This window comes from Amycolatopsis circi (genome assembly GCF_003385235.1).
Taxonomy (GTDB): Bacteria; Actinomycetota; Actinomycetes; order Mycobacteriales; family Pseudonocardiaceae; genus Amycolatopsis; species Amycolatopsis circi.
Genome location: NZ_PQIA01000045.1, coordinates 46,020 through 61,215 on the forward strand (window position 1 = coordinate 46,020; position 15,196 = coordinate 61,215).

General features: G+C 68.7%; 17 protein-coding genes. 7 read left to right on the forward strand and 10 right to left on the reverse strand.

What is annotated here, in order from left to right; all coding sequences use genetic code 11:
- Nucleotides 1-404 precede the first annotated feature (404 nt).
- Both D0D37_RS20645 and D0D37_RS20650 read left to right on the forward strand, forming a co-directional pair.
- The gene (locus D0D37_RS20645) at nt 405-2,027 is read left to right on the forward strand and encodes a DEAD/DEAH box helicase (RefSeq protein WP_162834358.1); all 1,623 of its coding nucleotides are present in this window, start codon (nt 405-407) and stop codon (nt 2,025-2,027) included.
- A gap of 1,094 nt (nt 2,028-3,121) precedes the next feature.
- Nucleotides 3,122-4,387, forward strand: coding sequence for an Rv3212 family protein (locus tag D0D37_RS20650; protein ID WP_244223594.1), 1,266 nt, complete (start codon nt 3,122-3,124; stop codon nt 4,385-4,387).
- A 5-nt stretch (nt 4,388-4,392) separates the two neighbouring features.
- Here the strand turns inward: D0D37_RS20650 and D0D37_RS48025 are convergent, their stop codons facing one another.
- From D0D37_RS48025 to D0D37_RS20690, 7 genes are all read right to left on the reverse strand, one after another.
- Entirely contained in the window at nt 4,393-4,617 is a 225-nt protein-coding gene (locus D0D37_RS48025; RefSeq protein ID WP_244223592.1) for a hypothetical protein, read from the reverse strand.
- A gap of 347 nt (nt 4,618-4,964) precedes the next feature.
- The gene (locus D0D37_RS20660; protein WP_116202193.1) at nt 4,965-5,270 is read right to left on the reverse strand and encodes a hypothetical protein; all 306 of its coding nucleotides are present in this window, start codon (nt 5,268-5,270) and stop codon (nt 4,965-4,967) included.
- Between the two features lie 267 nt (nt 5,271-5,537).
- A complete protein-coding gene (locus tag D0D37_RS20670) occupies nt 5,538-6,386 on the reverse strand; it encodes a RecB family exonuclease (RefSeq protein ID WP_116202213.1) in 849 nt (282 codons plus the stop codon).
- A 79-nt stretch (nt 6,387-6,465) separates the two neighbouring features.
- Nucleotides 6,466-7,098, reverse strand: coding sequence for a MarC family protein (locus D0D37_RS20675; protein WP_116202195.1), 633 nt, complete (start codon nt 7,096-7,098; stop codon nt 6,466-6,468).
- Nucleotide 7,099: 1 nt separating this feature from the next.
- Nucleotides 7,100-7,963 carry a PHP domain-containing protein gene (locus tag D0D37_RS20680; RefSeq protein ID WP_162834354.1) on the reverse strand — a complete coding sequence of 288 codons (864 nt, stop codon included), beginning with the start codon at nt 7,961-7,963 and terminating at the stop codon, nt 7,100-7,102.
- 66 nt (nt 7,964-8,029) lie between these two features.
- Nucleotides 8,030-8,590, reverse strand: a complete 561-nt coding sequence (locus D0D37_RS20685) for a PH domain-containing protein (RefSeq protein ID WP_037353298.1) — start codon at nt 8,588-8,590, stop codon at nt 8,030-8,032.
- A 22-nt stretch (nt 8,591-8,612) separates the two neighbouring features.
- Nucleotides 8,613-8,783: a hypothetical protein gene (locus D0D37_RS20690; protein ID WP_086024945.1), complete on the reverse strand. Its 171-nt coding sequence runs from the start codon at nt 8,781-8,783 to the stop codon at nt 8,613-8,615.
- Nucleotides 8,784-8,965: 182 nt separating this feature from the next.
- Between D0D37_RS20690 and D0D37_RS20695 the strand changes: the two genes are divergently transcribed.
- A complete protein-coding gene (locus tag D0D37_RS20695; RefSeq protein ID WP_116202197.1) occupies nt 8,966-9,367 on the forward strand; it encodes an NUDIX hydrolase in 402 nt (133 codons plus the stop codon).
- A 269-nt stretch (nt 9,368-9,636) separates the two neighbouring features.
- Here D0D37_RS20695 and D0D37_RS20700 read toward each other — a convergent pair whose 3' ends face one another.
- Together D0D37_RS20700 and D0D37_RS20705 are read right to left on the reverse strand one after the other, a co-directional pair.
- A complete protein-coding gene (locus D0D37_RS20700) occupies nt 9,637-10,749 on the reverse strand; it encodes a DUF2332 domain-containing protein (RefSeq protein ID WP_116202214.1) in 1,113 nt (370 codons plus the stop codon).
- 32 nt (nt 10,750-10,781) lie between these two features.
- On the reverse strand, nt 10,782-11,285 hold the full coding sequence (locus tag D0D37_RS20705) for a MaoC family dehydratase (RefSeq protein ID WP_116202198.1): 504 nt from the start codon (nt 11,283-11,285) through the stop codon (nt 10,782-10,784).
- Nucleotides 11,286-11,615: 330 nt separating this feature from the next.
- On the opposite strand from D0D37_RS20705, the gene corA reads away from it, so the two are divergent.
- The 4 genes from corA (at nt 11,616) to D0D37_RS20725 (ending at nt 14,791) form a co-directional block, all read left to right on the forward strand.
- The gene (gene corA, locus D0D37_RS20710; protein ID WP_116202199.1) at nt 11,616-12,704 is read left to right on the forward strand and encodes a magnesium/cobalt transporter CorA; all 1,089 of its coding nucleotides are present in this window, start codon (nt 11,616-11,618) and stop codon (nt 12,702-12,704) included.
- A gap of 196 nt (nt 12,705-12,900) precedes the next feature.
- Nucleotides 12,901-13,554 carry a metallophosphoesterase family protein gene (locus tag D0D37_RS20715; RefSeq protein ID WP_116202200.1) on the forward strand — a complete coding sequence of 218 codons (654 nt, stop codon included), beginning with the start codon at nt 12,901-12,903 and terminating at the stop codon, nt 13,552-13,554.
- Complete coding sequence (locus D0D37_RS20720) at nt 13,551-14,390, forward strand: chromosome partitioning protein ParB (RefSeq protein WP_116202201.1); 840 nt, start codon at nt 13,551-13,553, stop codon at nt 14,388-14,390. Before D0D37_RS20715 ends, D0D37_RS20720 begins: the two co-directional genes overlap by 4 nt.
- 53 nt (nt 14,391-14,443) lie before the next feature.
- Nucleotides 14,444-14,791 carry a ClpX C4-type zinc finger protein gene (locus D0D37_RS20725; protein WP_116202202.1) on the forward strand — a complete coding sequence of 116 codons (348 nt, stop codon included), beginning with the start codon at nt 14,444-14,446 and terminating at the stop codon, nt 14,789-14,791.
- 90 nt (nt 14,792-14,881) lie between these two features.
- On the opposite strand, the gene D0D37_RS20730 is transcribed toward D0D37_RS20725, so the two are convergent.
- Nucleotides 14,882-15,076: a PspC domain-containing protein gene (locus D0D37_RS20730; protein WP_116202203.1), complete on the reverse strand. Its 195-nt coding sequence runs from the start codon at nt 15,074-15,076 to the stop codon at nt 14,882-14,884.
- Between the last annotated feature and the right edge of the window lie 120 nt (nt 15,077-15,196).

Consider the following 15,196-nt stretch of genomic DNA (forward strand, 5'->3'; position numbering starts at 1 on the left):
AGGTACAGTGGGGTCGGATAAACAGAGCTTCGCCGAGCCGGACCGCCTTTTTCGCAAGCGTTCCAGGAGCGGCGGGAACCAGGCGAGCGGCCGGTGCCACCAGGGCGACCGGGGTTCGCCGCAAGTGTGCGTGCACGCCTCCCAGCGGCATTCCCGGGAGGGCGGCTCCGGCGCTGACGGCCTCCATCGCAGAGGCCGCGGTGCGAGTCAGGCCCCCGGTCGAGTGTCGAGTGACAACCGGCCTGTGCGCGCTGGTCACGAGAGAGGCGATCACCCTGACCGCAGAACAGTCCACAACCGAACAGACCGAAACCGCGCAGGCCACCGCCGCTGTCGTGCTCGAGCACAGCGAAAACGGACCGGCCGCGCTGGACACGTCGCACCCGCTGCAGGCGGGCGCCCCGGTGGCCGAGGAGTCGCCGACGTTCGCGTCGTTCGGAGTGAAACCGGAAATTGTCAAAGCGCTCGTCGAAGCGGGCATCGAGCGCACCTTCGCCATCCAGGCGCTGACCCTGCCGCTGGCCATGGCCGGCGACGACCTCATCGGCCAGGCCCGCACTGGCATGGGCAAGACGCTCGGCTTCGGCGTCCCGCTGCTGCACCGCGTCGAGGTGCCTGGCGACGGCACCCCGCAGGTGCTGGTCGTGGTGCCCACGCGCGAGCTGTGCATCCAGGTCGCGAACGACCTGAAGGGCGCCGGCAAGCACCTCGGCATCCGCACGCTGGCGATCTACGGCGGCCGGCCGTACGAGCCGCAGATCGAGGCGCTGCGCAAGGGCGTCGACGTCGTCATCGGCACGCCCGGGCGGCTCCTCGACCTCGCCGAGCAGCAGCACTTGGTCCTCGGCAAGGTCCGCGGGCTCGTCCTCGACGAGGCCGACGAGATGCTGGACCTCGGCTTCCTGCCGGACATCGAGCGGATCCTCCGGATGGTGCCCGACGAGCGGCAGACCATGCTGTTCTCCGCCACGATGCCGGGCCCGATCATCACGCTCGCGCGGACGTTCCTGAACCAGCCCACGCACATCCGGGCCGAGGAGAACGACGCCGGCGCGATCCACGAGCGCACCGCGCAGTTCGTCTACCGGGCGCACTCGATGGACAAGACGGAACTGATCGCGCGGGTGCTGCAGGCCGAGGGTCGCGGGCTCACGATGATCTTCAGCCGTACCAAGCGCACCGCCCAGAAGATCGCCGACGACCTGGTGGAACGCGGTTTCGCGGCCGCCGCGGTGCACGGCGACCTCGGCCAGGGCGCGCGCGAGCAGGCGCTGCGCGCGTTCCGCTCGGGCAAGGTCGACGTGCTGGTGGCGACGGACGTCGCGGCCCGCGGCATCGACATCGACGACGTCACGCACGTGATCAACTACCAGTGCCCGGAGGACGAGAAGACCTACGTCCACCGCATCGGCCGCACCGGCCGCGCGGGCCGCACGGGGGTCGCGGTCACCCTCGTCGACTGGGACGAGGAACCGCGCTGGAAGCTGATCTCGGACACGCTGAACCTCGACCTCGCGGACCCGCCGGAGACGTACTCGTCGTCGCCGCACCTGTTCAGCGACCTGGGCATCCCGGAGGGCACGAAGGGCCGGCTGCCGCTGTCGAAGCGCACGCGGGCCGGTCTGGCCGCCGAGAAGGAAGAGGACCTTGGCGGCAAGCGCCGGGGCCGTCGCGGTTCGTCCGGTCCTTCTTCGGCTGCTCCTTCCTCGCCCTCGGAGGAAGAGGCTCCGCGCAAGCGCAACCGGGCCCCGCGCAAGCGGACCCGCGGTGGCGCCCACTCCGCCGCCGCCATCGAAGCCGCTGACGCCGCCGCTCCGGCTTCCACTGGTTCGGACCAGCAGGAAGACCGCCCCCGGACCCCGCGCCGCCGCACCCGCTCGGGAGCCGACGCGACCGGCCCGGCGACCTCCGCCGGCAACGCCACCCCCGCGACGACGTCCGACTCCGGAGAAACCGGAGACCGCCCGGCACGCCGCCGCCGTCGCCGTCGTCCGTCCGCATCTGATACACCTGCGTCGGCAGACTGAGCGACACACCGGGAGTCAGTTACGTGAACGACCACGGGAACGGCGAAACGCCCCCCGAACCTGGCTCGAACGTAGCGGGCACTCCCGCGAATCCCGACGAACGCCCCCGGCCGGACCTTCCGGCCGGGGCGCACGTCTCGGACGAGGGTGCCGCTGGGGTCGGCCCGGAGTCGGCTTCTGCTGAGCGGGGTGCGATCCCGTCGGCTACGGATGCCGGTCTGGCGACTTCTGGTGGCCCTTTTGAGAAGGCCTCTACCGAACCGACTCCTCCGGCTGCGGACCCGGCTTCGGAAGGCTCCGGCAGTCGAGCTGATGCGACTTCCTCCGAGGCTGCTGCAGGTTCCGCTGCGCCAGCCTCAGGTTCTGCTGGAAGCGGTTCCGCCGCGTCGGCCGTTCCCGGCCCATCGGCCGCAGGCTCTGGCACGCCAGCCGCCGAAGAGACTTCCGCCGCGGCAGTCCCGGGCTCTGCCGGAAACATCTCCGCCGCGCGCAGCTCACAGGCCGCAGACCGTGGCGCGCCAGCGGCTGACAAGGGTTCCGCTGAATCAGACTGGCCTTCTGCAGGTTCCGCCACGCCAGTGCCAGGCTCTGCCGGAAGCGGTTCCGCCGCATCGGCCGTTCCCGGCCCACCGGCTGCAGGCTCGGTCGGGTCGGCCGCCGAAAAGGCTTCCGCCGAGCCCTACGCAGCCTCAGGTGCTGCCGGAAGCGGTTCCGCCACGTCGGCCGTTCCCGGCCCACCGGCCGCAGGCTCTGGCGCGCCAGCCACCGAAGAGACTTCCGCCGCGGCAGCCCCAGGCTCTGTTGGAAGCGCTTCCGCCACGTCGGCCGTTCCCAGCTCACCGGCCACAGGCTCGGTCGCGCCAGCCGCCGAAGAGACTTCCGCCGCGGCAGCCCCAGGCTCCGCCGGAAGCACCTCCACCGCGCGCAGCTCGCAAGCCGCCGACCCTGGCGCGCCCGCCGCCGAAAAGGCTTCCGCCGCAGGCACCAACGTCGAGATCCCGCCGGTCACTCCCGAGGAACAAACCGGCCCCATCGCGCGCGTCACTGATGCCGGGGTCACCAGCACCCCCGCCGAGCCCTACGGTTCCGAAACCATCCTCCCTCGCCAACCCGCCGCCGCGGATCACGTTGCGCAGCCGGGGAAAGCCCGCCGCTCGCCGTGGAATCGGGGGCGGGACCGGGTGATCGCGGGCGCGATCGTAGTCGTGGTCGCAGTGGTCACCGCGATCGTCGCCGGAACGAGCGACAACCTGCACACCAGCCGCGCGCTGGCAGATCAACCGCACGCCCTTCCCACGCCGCCGACCGCCGTGCCCGGGTCGATGACACAGCTGTGGCAGGCACCGAGCGCGGCGACGCCGATCCCGATCGGACAGTCCGACACCGTCACCACCGCGGACGGCGGCGAAGTCGCCGGACGCGATCCGCTCACCGGGCAGATCCGCTGGCACTACACCCGCGAAAACCTGCAACTGTGCACTGTGGACACTGCATGGGGCCGGGTGAACGCGGTGTACCACAAGACAATGGGCTGCAGCGAGGTCACTCAGCTTGACCCCGCCACCGGCCGCATCACCGCCCAGCGCAACGGCGACGCCGAACTGGGCACCCGCCTGGTCAACGACGGCAGCCACGTCACGACCACCGGCAAACACCTCCTCGACACGTGGCGCGACGATCTCGTGAAGAGCATGGAGTACGGCAAAGTCCCGTTCCTGCAAAATGCGAACAAGCAACCACGCCCCAATTGCACCTACGGCACGGTAGCAGCGGCCACCGACAAAATCGGCGTGATCGAACGCTGCCCCGGCGACCGCACCGACCGGCTCACCGTCTACCGGGCGACCGCCGAGCACGAGGACGAGCCGAAGGTCACCTACACCGCCCTGCTTGCCGGCAAGAGGGCCCGGGTGATCGCGATGTCCGGCGACCTCACGGGTGTGCTGCTGCCGGACCAGAAGCTGTACGTCGTGTACGGCGCGGACGGTTCGCAAAAAGCCGCCTACCCGATGGATCTCCCAGCTTCGGACGTAGCGAACGATCCGGTCGGCGGCACCGAGGCGACGACCCGTACCGCCGCCGGGATCTACTGGTACAGCGGCTCGAAAACCGTCGCGTTCTCCCGAGACGACCTGTCGCCACGCTGGACCCTGGACGGCACGCTCGGTCCCGGAATCACCTTCGCGACCCAACTGGTCGTGCCCATCCGCGGCGGCCTAGCCGTACTGAACGAAGCGAACGGCGCGACGCTACGCACAGTCGGCGTCGACCGCGGCGCGTACAGCGGCCCAGTCCGCCTGACCGCGCTAGGCCCGGTGCTGCTGGAACAGCGCGGCGCGAACGTCGCCGCTCTGCGCTGACTGACTCAGAACCACCACAACACGCTGAACGCCGCCACCGCGACGACCAGCACCCCAACCCCGGCAAACGCCGCCGCTTTCCCGACGCGACGGTCGGCGATTCGTTGCAGCGCAAGCATAATCACCGCTGCTACGGGATGCCCGACCAGCTTGAGCACGCCGGGCCCGGACGCGCCGTTCACGAGGCACAACACACCGACGACCAGCACCCCGACGGCCAGGACTGCCATTCCCGCGGCGACCGAACCGGTGAACCCTCGCCACCACCGCCCACGAGGCTTCCGCCTCGCGGACGACTCGCGGCGCTCAGGTTCCGCTTCGACGGACGCTTCATCCGCTTCCCCGCCGCCCGCCACGGGTGTTTCATGGATAACCGCAGCCTCGTGGCCCACCTCGGCACTGTTTGCCGCTGCCGAGACACGCATAACCGCAGCGGCACCGCTCACCGCACCGTTCCCGGCCGCCAAGTCATGGATAACCGCGGCATCACTCGCCGCCGAATCATGGCCGACCTCAGCACCATCGCTCTCGGCTCGACCGTTCGCCGCTGAATCATGGATAACCCCAGCGGTGCGCCTCACCGCCGCACGGTCATCGTCCGACTCTTGAAACTCCGCGTCGCGGCCAGCAGTCGCGCGGTCCTCCGCCACAGCCCCATCGGCCGCATCACCATCGCCCACGACCGCGCCGCTACCCATGCCTGCACCGTCGGCACGGCGGACCGCACCGCCAGAACGCGCACCGCCACTCGCCACCGCACGACCAGGAGCCACGCGATCCTCGCTCGCAGCCCCGCTCTCCACACCGCCACCGCGAACAGCCTCGCCATCAGCACGGCCACCGCGACCTCCCGCAGCACCACGGCCTTCGCCGACCCTGCCATCCCTCACCCTGGCAAGATCCTTCCCCGCGGCATCGCGAACACTCCGCTCCTGAGCGGCCGCCCCGCGCGCACTCCGATCCTCAACCGCAGCACCGCGAACTCCCGACCCCTCACCCCCAGCACCGCGAACTCCCGACCCGTCACCTGCGGCACCGCGACCCCGGCCAGCCCCACGAACCCGGGCATCAGCCGCCTCCTTGCGGGCCGCATTCTCAATGTCCGGTGACGCCACGATCCTCGGGTCCAATCCACGTTTCGGGAAATCCCCTACGGCGCAAGCAAATCCCACGGTTGCGCGGCAGGAGCGGTCTGCTGTCCCGCCACGCAGCTCGGGCGGAAGTCGCACCATGCGCAGCGGCGGTCGGGGCGGGCGGGGAACAACGTGTCTCCGTCGCCGCCTGCGTCAAGGGTATCTGCTGCCAACCGCAAATCCCCGGCGGTCTCCTCGGCGCGTTCCAGGTGCCGCTTCAAGGTTTCCGGCGTGTGTTCCGCCGCGGCGATCGTGCCGGACGGCAAATGGTGCAACTCGACCTTCGTGCACGGCATGCGCAAAGTGCGCGTCGCGGCCACGGCGTACATCGCCAACGCCTGCGAAGCCCTTGCCTCGTGTTCGTCCGGAGCCCGGCGACCGGTTTTGTAGTCCACGATCACCAGTTCGCCGCCGCGCTGGTCGATCCGGTCGGCTCGGCCCTCGATGATCATCGTCGGGCGGCCGCCGGTTGTGCTGACCGGCGCGGAGACCCAGCGTTCCAGGCCTACCGGGTCGTCGCTGACATCGTTGTCCTCTATGTACTCCGCGACCCAGCCCTTCGCTCGCGCACGGTAGCGCGCGGCCTGCTCGTCGTCGGCGAAACCGGCGTCTTTCCAGTGCTCCGACACCAGCGCGATCCCGCGCTGCGGCGTCCGTTTCGCCACTGGCAGGTCGAAAAGCGCCCGCAAGGCGTTGTGCACCACCGCACCCAGCGTGCTGTGCGCCCACGGCCCGGTGCGCTGCGGCGTCGGCCGGTCGAGATAGGTCAGCCGGTACCGGCGCGGGCAATCGTCGAAGTTGTTCAGCCGCGCTGGCGACACCTTGGTGAGCCGCTGCGGTTGCTCGACGCCGAAGTCGAACCCCATCTGTTCTTTCACGCCGCCCCCTTCCATCGACGCCCACGCTACGCACCCCCACCGACACTTTCCGGCGTGGGCCCGCGAGCTAGCCGGCGCCGGCGATGAAGCCCTGCACCGAATTCGCGACCAGCTCGACGGCGATGGCGGCGAGCAGCAGGCCGGCGATCTTCGCCAGGAGCGTGATGCCGCTTTCCTTGATCAGCCGGATGACCACGCCGGAGAACCGCATGCACGTGTACAGCACGAAATGCACGGTCACGATCGCCAGCGCGAGCGCGATGTAGGCACCGACATGACCGTCGGCCTGGCGGACGAACACGATGGTCGCCGCGATCGCGCCAGGACCGGCTAGCAGGGGCGTGCCAAGGGGAACGAGGGCGACGTTGACGTCCTCAGTCGCTTCCGGCTCATTGCTGCCTGCCTTGCCGGTCAGCAGTTGCAACGCGATCAGCAACAGCAGCAAGCCGCCCGCGCCCTGCAGCGCGGGAATGCCGATGCCCAGATACGCCAGGATCGCCTGCCCGGCCACCGCGAACAGCGAGATGACCAGCAGCGACACCAGCACTGCCTGCCGGGCCGCTTTCACGCGCGTGGCCATCGGTTTGCGGCCGACCAGGCTCAGGAACACCGGCACCGTGCCGGGCGGGTCCATGATCACGACGAGGGTGATCGTCGCGCTCATGAAGAGCTTCGCGTCGAAGAAATCCGAGACGGCCATCTCAGCCCTTCACCACTTGGAAGCCGGTCGCCCGCCCCACCAATTCCTCCAGCTGGTCCGGCTCGGTCGTTTCCTGGCCGAGCCCGATGGTTTTGTTCGTGCCGTGATAGTCGCTGGACCCGGTCCGGATCAGGCCCAGCTCGTCGGCCAGCTCGCGGGTGCGCACCCGGGTGGCCGGATCGTGGTTGGGATGGTTGACCTCGACGCCGGTCAGTCCGCGGGCCGTCAGATCGCGCAGGGTGTCCTCGCTGATCGTCGCGCCGCGGCTGAACGCGAAGGGGTGCGCGATCACGGTAACCCCGCCGGCCGCAGTGACCATGTCGATCGCTTCCTCGACCGGAGTGTCGCGGCGCGCGACGTAGTAGCCGCGGCGGCTGTGCAGGTAGTCGCCGAACGCCTCGTCGACGGAGCTGACCAGACCCGCGCGGACGAGCGCCTGCGCGAGGTGCGGGCGTCCCGCGGGCGAGTCCTCGGGCAGCAGGCCCAGGATTTCGTCGGCGTCGACCGGGAGGCCGTCGGCGGCCATCCGCTCGGCCATCCGCCGCAGCCGGGTGCGCCGTTCGACGCGCAGCCGCGTCTGTTCCGCGACGATCGCGGGCGCGGTCGGGTCGAAGAGGTACGCGAGCAGGTGCACGCTGATCTCGTAGCCGGTGTCCGGGTCGATCGAGACCGTCGACAGCTCCGCACCCGGCACGAGCGTCATCCCGGCGGGCAGGGCCGCGGCGGCCGGTTCCCAGCCCGCAGTGGTGTCATGGTCGGTGATCGCGACGACGTCGAGACCGGCACGCGCGGCAGCGCCGACAAGCTCGGCAGGGCTGTCGGTACCGTCGGAGGCCGTGGAGTGGGCGTGCAGGTCGATGCGCATCGGACCTATTCTCGACGATGCGCTGCGTCACCTCGGCGCCGGGACCAGTGCCGACGCGCTCCGACGTCAGCCGACCGGCTTCTTGCCCCGCGCCGCGCGCTGCGCCTTGATCATCGAGAACCGTTCGGCCTGCTTCTGCTTGTCGCCGAACACCAGCTCGGAGATCGTGTCGTAGAACTCCTCGGGCCGCGGCAGGTAGTCGATCCGGTTCAGCGCCTGGATCTGGCCGGCCGATTCGACGACCATCGTGCCGTAGCCCAGCATCCGGCCCCAGGCCGAGCGCTGGTAGGTGAGGTCGGTGACCTTGCTGATCGGCATCATCAGCACCTTGGTGGTGAAGACGCCGGTGGTCATCACGAACCGTTTGTCGGTGACGACCAGCCGCTCGACCCACCATTCGATGATCACGTAGGCGAACCGCAGCACCACCGCCAGCGCGACGTACCAGAGGATGTTCTGCACCACCCACAGCGAGGGCGGCAGCAGGTACGACACCAGCACGCACACGATCAGCAGCGCGGCTGCCTCGAACGTGTCCCAGAGGAGCACCGCCCAGTGGCGGCGGATCCGGATGACCCGCCGCTCGGTGTCGAGGAGGTACTCGTCAGGGTCGCGTGGCGCGAACATGGTCCGAGGGTATCCCCTGTCGTCAGTGGAAGACGTTGCTGACGAACGTGATCACCGATTCGGCCGAGCTGCGGAGGAACTCCACAATGTTGCTGACAAGTCCCGCAGCATGTCCCGGCTGGGCGATCACGAAGAACAGCACCAACGCGATACCCACGAGTCCCGCAAGCTTCTTCGCGTTCACAGCGATCAATCCCGTCTCTTCCATGACACCCGGAAAACTGACTTTCTACGTTGTACCGCACTGACCACCCACGCGGGAGGAAAGTCCCGCGCATGGGTCAGCCAGCCGCTCGAAGTGTACCGTACGGCTACTCTCCGTGTACAGGTTCCCGCGCGCTAGGGGGCACGGCGGGGGTCGGTTACCTTCGCGGCATGGACGGTCTCCAGCGCTGCGTCGGCGGCATTGTGTTCGACGACCAGGGCAGACTCCTGCTCATTCGGCGCGCGAACGAACCGGGCAAAGGCCAGTGGTCACTGCCTGGCGGGCGGGTCGAACCGGGCGAAACGGACCACGAAGCGGTGGTCCGGGAACTCCGCGAGGAGACCGGACTGGACGTGAGACCGCACACATTGGCCGGTTCGGTCCTCCGCGACGTCTTCGACATCTACGACTACGAATGCACGTGGACCGGCGGAATCCTCACCGCGGGCGACGACGCCTCCGACGCGCGGTGGGTCAACTCGGCCGAACTGGTCAATTTAGACGAAGCGGGCCACCTGGTGGACCAGCTCCTGGTGACCCTGCGTGACTGGAATCAGTTGCCGACCGCGTGACTCAGCGCGATTGTTTCCGCATTGCCGCGGGGCCCGTCCGCGATTCGGAACGCATTGCGGAGTTGTCGGAAAGTTTCCCCATCGTTCAAGCATCCGCGATGAGCACGGAAAATGCGCGGAACGCGTATTCGATATCGCCGGACGCGCATCGGTTCGGGCGTCCGGGCGGTGTGACTGATGGGGTGAATGTGACACAGGTTACGCAGGGTGCAGAGGGGTGTCGTGCGTGGCTAGGCCGGTTAGAACCGGCCTAGCCGCGCACGAGGCAGCTACGGCAGCCAGGTCATCCGCTGCCCGTGCGGTGCCGTCCGGGCCAGCGCGCGGGCCTCGGGTTTCCCGTCGATCCAGGTCGTGAGACCCAGCACCGCCGTCGCGGGCTCGCCCGCAGCCGAGTCAACCGAGGACAGGTCTTCTCGTCCAGGCAACACCGTTTCCAGCCCGGCCCGGTAAAACTCCTGGCTGACCCACCACACCGGCCGAGTCGAGGACAGCCGCGCCAGCTCGGCCACGAAGTCCGCCCGCCGGTCCCCGAGATACGCCAGCGCGTGGCTCGTCAGCACCACCAGCGGCAGTTCCTCCGGCAACCGCGCGGCCACGGACGACAGGTCGTCCACCGCGTCCCCGGCGATCAGCTCCGGCACGTGCTTCCGCTGTTCCGCGGCAGCCGTCCGCAGCAGCCGGATCCGGTCGACCTGATCGGCCCAGACGCACGCCTCGAGCCACGCCAGCTCGTCCTCGTCCGAGAGGTCCACCGGAGCGCGGTCCAGGCCCGCTCGGGCCGCGACAGCGACCTTCTTGGGCAGCTTGGGCAACTTCGCACCGGCCGCGACGTCGATCGCGCAGTGCAGCCCGACAGCGGCCTTCGCCGGGCCAGCCGTGAGCTGTTCGCCGCCGTCGCATTGGTACCGATAGCCGAACCGGTCGAGCCCCAGCAGCAATCCCGCGCTGCAGCCGACCTCGAGCAGCGCGATCTTGCCGCCCGCTTCCTTCGCCGCCGCCGCGACCGCCGGGTACAGCAGCGCGGCTCGGCGCACCTCGTTCGTCTGCGTATAGCGGGTCGAGATGATCTCGCGGGCCTGATCCGCGCGCTCCAAAAGGAACGAGCGGAACAACGGCCACGTCTCGCTGTCGACGCCGTCGAAACCGCCGACCGACGGGTAATAGCGCGACAGCGGATGGATCGGGTCCGCCTGCACCAGCCGGTGCGCCGCCGCGAACAGCAAAGTGCCGCGTGCTTCGCCACCGCGCGCGTCAGTCAGCAGTGCGGCGATGTCGTCGTCCTCGGCAGCGTGCGTGGCGAGGTGGTCATACAGCGGCGAAACCCCGCGTGCCTCCGTCTCGGCGAATCTGCGCAGCGTCTGCTTGATCTTCTCCAGGGCGATGGCCACCCGTGCTCCTCTTCGCGGCGGATCGATCACTCGTGCGGCGTCGGACGGCCGGGCTGTTCGCCGCCGCGGCTGTCGCCGTAGGACCGCTTCGGCACCATCACTTTGCGCCGGAAAACGCACACGATGGTGCCGTCCTGTTTGTACCCGCGCGTCTCGACGTACACCACTCCCCGGTCGTCCTTGGACTTCGACGGGGTCTTGTCGAGCACCTCGGTCTCGCCGTAGATCGTGTCGCCGTGGAACGTCGGCTTCACGTGCTTGAGCGATTCGACCTCGAGGTTCGCGATGGCCTTCCCGGACACGTCCGGCACCGACATGCCGAGCAGCAGCGAGTAGATGTAGTTGCCGACCACGACGTTCTTGCCGAAATCGGTGGTCTCGCCCGCGTAGTGCGCGTCCAGGTGCAGCGGGTGGTGATTCATCGTGATCAGGCAGAACAGATGGTCGTCGTATTCGGTGACGGTCTTGCCGGGCCAGTGCTTGTAGACCGCGCCGACCTCGAACTCCTCGTAATACCGGCCGAATTGCACGCTTGCGCCTCCTGTCCGGGTAACACCTGCCGAACCAGGTGCGACACGTATCCGTGGTGAGGAGTACCCTCGACCATCGGTGATCGCGCGTCAACGCGACCCCTGCCACGTCGCACGCCCTCGCGTGCCCCGGCCGTAAGGAGGTGAGGAACCGCCCATGAGCAGTGGTGATAGTCCGCTCCCTAGTACTACGTGCGTTCCCGCCCCGCCGGCCGGCCTTTTCCGCTCCTGGTAGGCCCGCGTCCGGGAACTCACGGTGCCGCCGGACGGACCCCCGCGGTCCGCCTGGCCGTCGTCTTCGTGCTTCACGACGCCTGCCCAGGAGAACCCATGCCTGCCATTCCCTCGCTAGGCGGCCTTCGCGGCCGCGGCAACAACCGGGCCAAGGCCAATCTCGACCGGCCGATCCCGGTGCCGCTGTCGGCCTATGTCGTCGATTGCGCGGTGTATGTCGACGGCAAGCGGCTGCCCGGGCGCTGGACGCACGCGGAGGCGATCCGCGAGGTGCGCAAGCGGCACGCCGGGTTCGTCTGGATCGGCTTGCACGAGCCCGATTCCGACCAGATCCAGGGCATCGCAGACACCTTCGGGCTGCACGAGCTGGCCGTCGAGGACGCGCTTGAGGCGCATCAGCGGCCGAAGCTGGAACGCTACGACGACACGCTGTTCCTGGTGCTGAAGACGGTCCGCTACGTCGAGCACCAGTCGCCGACCACGGCGAACGAGATCGTGGAAACCGGCGAGCTGATGGTGTTCCTCGGCCGCGATTTCGTGATCACCGTCCGGCACGGCAACCACTCCGGCCTGGCCCGGCTGCGCCGCGACCTCGACGACGACCCGGAGCGGCTCGACCTCGGCGCGGCGGCGGTCGTGCACGCGATCGCCGACCACGTGGTCGACCACTACCTGGAGGTCACCAGCCGGATCGAGGCGGACATCGACGAGATCGAGGCGCAGGTCTTCGCGCCGCGTTCGTCGGTGAGCGCCGAGCAGATCTACCTGATGAAGCGGGAAGTGCTCGAACTGCGGCGCGCGGTGGTCCCGCTCGCCACGCCGGTGTCTCGGCTCGCCGAGGGCTACACGCGGCTGGTGCCGGACGAGGTCCGCTCGTATTTCCGCGACGTCGCCGACCACCTCGCCACCGTGTCCGAACGCGTGGCGGCGTTCGACGAACTGCTCAGCACCCTGGTCGACGCGACCGTCGCGAAGATCTCGCTGCAGCAGAACACCGACATGCGCAAGATCACCGCGTGGGCGGCGATCATCACGGTGCCCACGATGGTCGCGGGCATCTACGGCATGAACTTCGACTACATGCCCGAATTGCACTGGCAGTTCGGCTATCCGATCGTGGTCACGATCATTCTCGCGATCTGCCTGCTGCTGTACCGAATATTCCGGAAGAACGGCTGGTTGTAGCCGCCCCTCGCGGTCCCCCTTTCTTCCCCCGGTAGCAGGAGGTTTGTCTCGTCATGTCCCGGTTGCTGTCCAACCTCAAGTTCTGGGCCCTGGCCCTCTGCCTCATCTGGATCGTCGGCATCGTCGCGATGATCGCGCTCAACCCCGGGTTCGCGCACGGCATGAAGTGACGCCGCGTGCGCCGTAACCTTGGCGCATGCCGAAAGCGCTGGTGGTGGCCGACGAGGCCGACGAGCGGCTGTGGACCCCGGCGGTCCGCTCGCTGCGGGTCGACCTCGTCGTGGCCGCCGGCGACCTGCCGTTCGCGTATCTCGAGCACCTCGCCGGCATGCTCGACGTGCCGTGCGTGTTCGTTCCGGGCAACCACGATCCGGACCTGAGCGGCTTCACCCGTTACGGCGGACTGTCCATGAAGGACGGTTTCCCGACCGAATGGCCCGGCCCTACCGGCGGAATCAACGCCGACGGCCGGGTCGTCGACGTCGCCGGGCTGCGCATCGCCGGGCTCGGCGGTTCGATCCGCTACCGCGACGGCCCGAATCAGTGGACGCAACGTCAGCAGGCGCGCCGGGCCCGGCGGCTGGAGCGGCGTTTCCGGTGGCGGAAATGGCGTGACGGCAACGGAATCGACATTCTGCTGACGCATTCGCCGCCCCGGAGTCTCGGCGACCGCGAAGATCCGCCGCACCAAGGTTTCACCTGTCTGCACCACACGATCGAAACCCTGCGGCCGCACTGGCTGCTGCACGGACACATCCACCCGCACGGCGAACCGGTGCCCGACCGCGAAGTCGGCCGTACCCGGATCCGCAATGTGGTGGGCTATCAGGTGATGGAGTTCCCGCGATGACCCGACCGACCGGTTTCCCGCGTGCCGACGCCGAAAACGACTTCCTGCGAGCCCGGCGGCGGCAAGTGCTGTCGCGGCTTTCCACGTGGCTGCGCCGGGAACCCGACGACGTCAACATCATGCTGCCGTTCCACGAAGTGGTGCAGGCGCTCGGTTACGTCAGCGAAGCGCGGATCGGGACGCGAGTGATCACTTTGGACTCGATCGTCGGCACCGTGGACCGGAGCCGCGACTTCGACCGCCGCTTCCGCCCGACGTCCGCCCGAGTCCGGCAACGCTGGGAACGGCTCGCGCTGGCCGCCCGCCGCGGCGAGGCGATCCCGCCGATCGAGGTGTACCGCATCGGCGAGCTGCACTTCATTATCGATGGCCACCACCGGGTTTCGGTCGCCTTGGCGCAGGGACTGTCCACAATAGAAGCTTCGGTAATAGCCGTGCGCACCAAACTGAATCCGAGCGGCATCCGGTATCGCGGCGACCTGATCGTGAAGGACTACCGGCGGCTGTTCCTGGAACGAGTGCCGCTGTCCGGCCATGCCCGGGCTTCGGTGCTGATGACGGATCCGTGGAACTACGCGCAACTCGGTGAACACGTCGAGGCATGGGGTTTCCGGCTCATGCAAGACGAAGGCCGGTTCACCGACCGCGCGACCGTCGCGCAACGCTGGTTCGACGAGGAATTCACGCCGGTGGTGGCGATGCTGCGGCAAGCCGATCTGATCGGCGACCGCACCGAAGCCGAGGCGTACCTGTGGGTCGCCAGCGAGCGGTACCGGCTGATCCGGACGCATCGCTGGGACGAGGAGGTCATCGAAACGCTGCGCTCCCAGCAGTGACTTGTCAGGCCGCCCCTGACGTGTCAAGCTAATCCTGACACTGGGAGGTTGCGATGACTTCGTACTGCTCGTTCTGCCTGAAACCGGCCGACGAGGTGGCCAAACTGATCGCCGGATCCGGCGTCTACATCTGCGACGGCTGCGTCGGACTGTGCGAACAGATCCTGGCCGGGAAGCACGAGCCCGGGACGCCCGAGGTGACGCTGTGGGAGCGGAAATCGGACGAGGAAATCCTGGAGAGCATCCCGCGGATGGCGAAGGTCAGCGCGCAGACGGACGCGCGGATCCAGGAGCAAGTGGATTTGTTGCGGACGCGCGGGGTGGCGTGGGCGCGGATCGGCGAGGCGCTCGGGGTGACGCGGCAGTCGGCCTGGGAGCGGTTTTCCGCCGAGCGGAAATGAGACTGGCCCCCTCCCGTCAGATGGCGGGAGAGGGCCGATCTCACTGGCGTGCGGCGAGCCGTCCCCCCTGCGGGCAGCTCGCCCGGCGGGTCAGTCGCTGGGGATGATGGCCCAGAGGATCAGGTACCCGACGAACTGCGGCCCCGGCAGCAGGCACGAGACCAGCGCGAGCACCCGGATCTTGCCCGGCGTGGTCCCGAAGCGACGGGCCAGCCCGGCGCAGACGCCGCCGATCATGCGCCCCTCCCGCGGCCGGCTCAGCCGGTGAGTGACAGGTGCGGTCATCGTGTTCCCCTCCCGTTTGGGTTCGTACCTCTATGTCACCACGTCCGGCGCGGGGACACATCGCTCCGCGGGACGATCCGGACCCCTAAGGGGGCGGTGTCCGGTACTGGGGAGGAATCG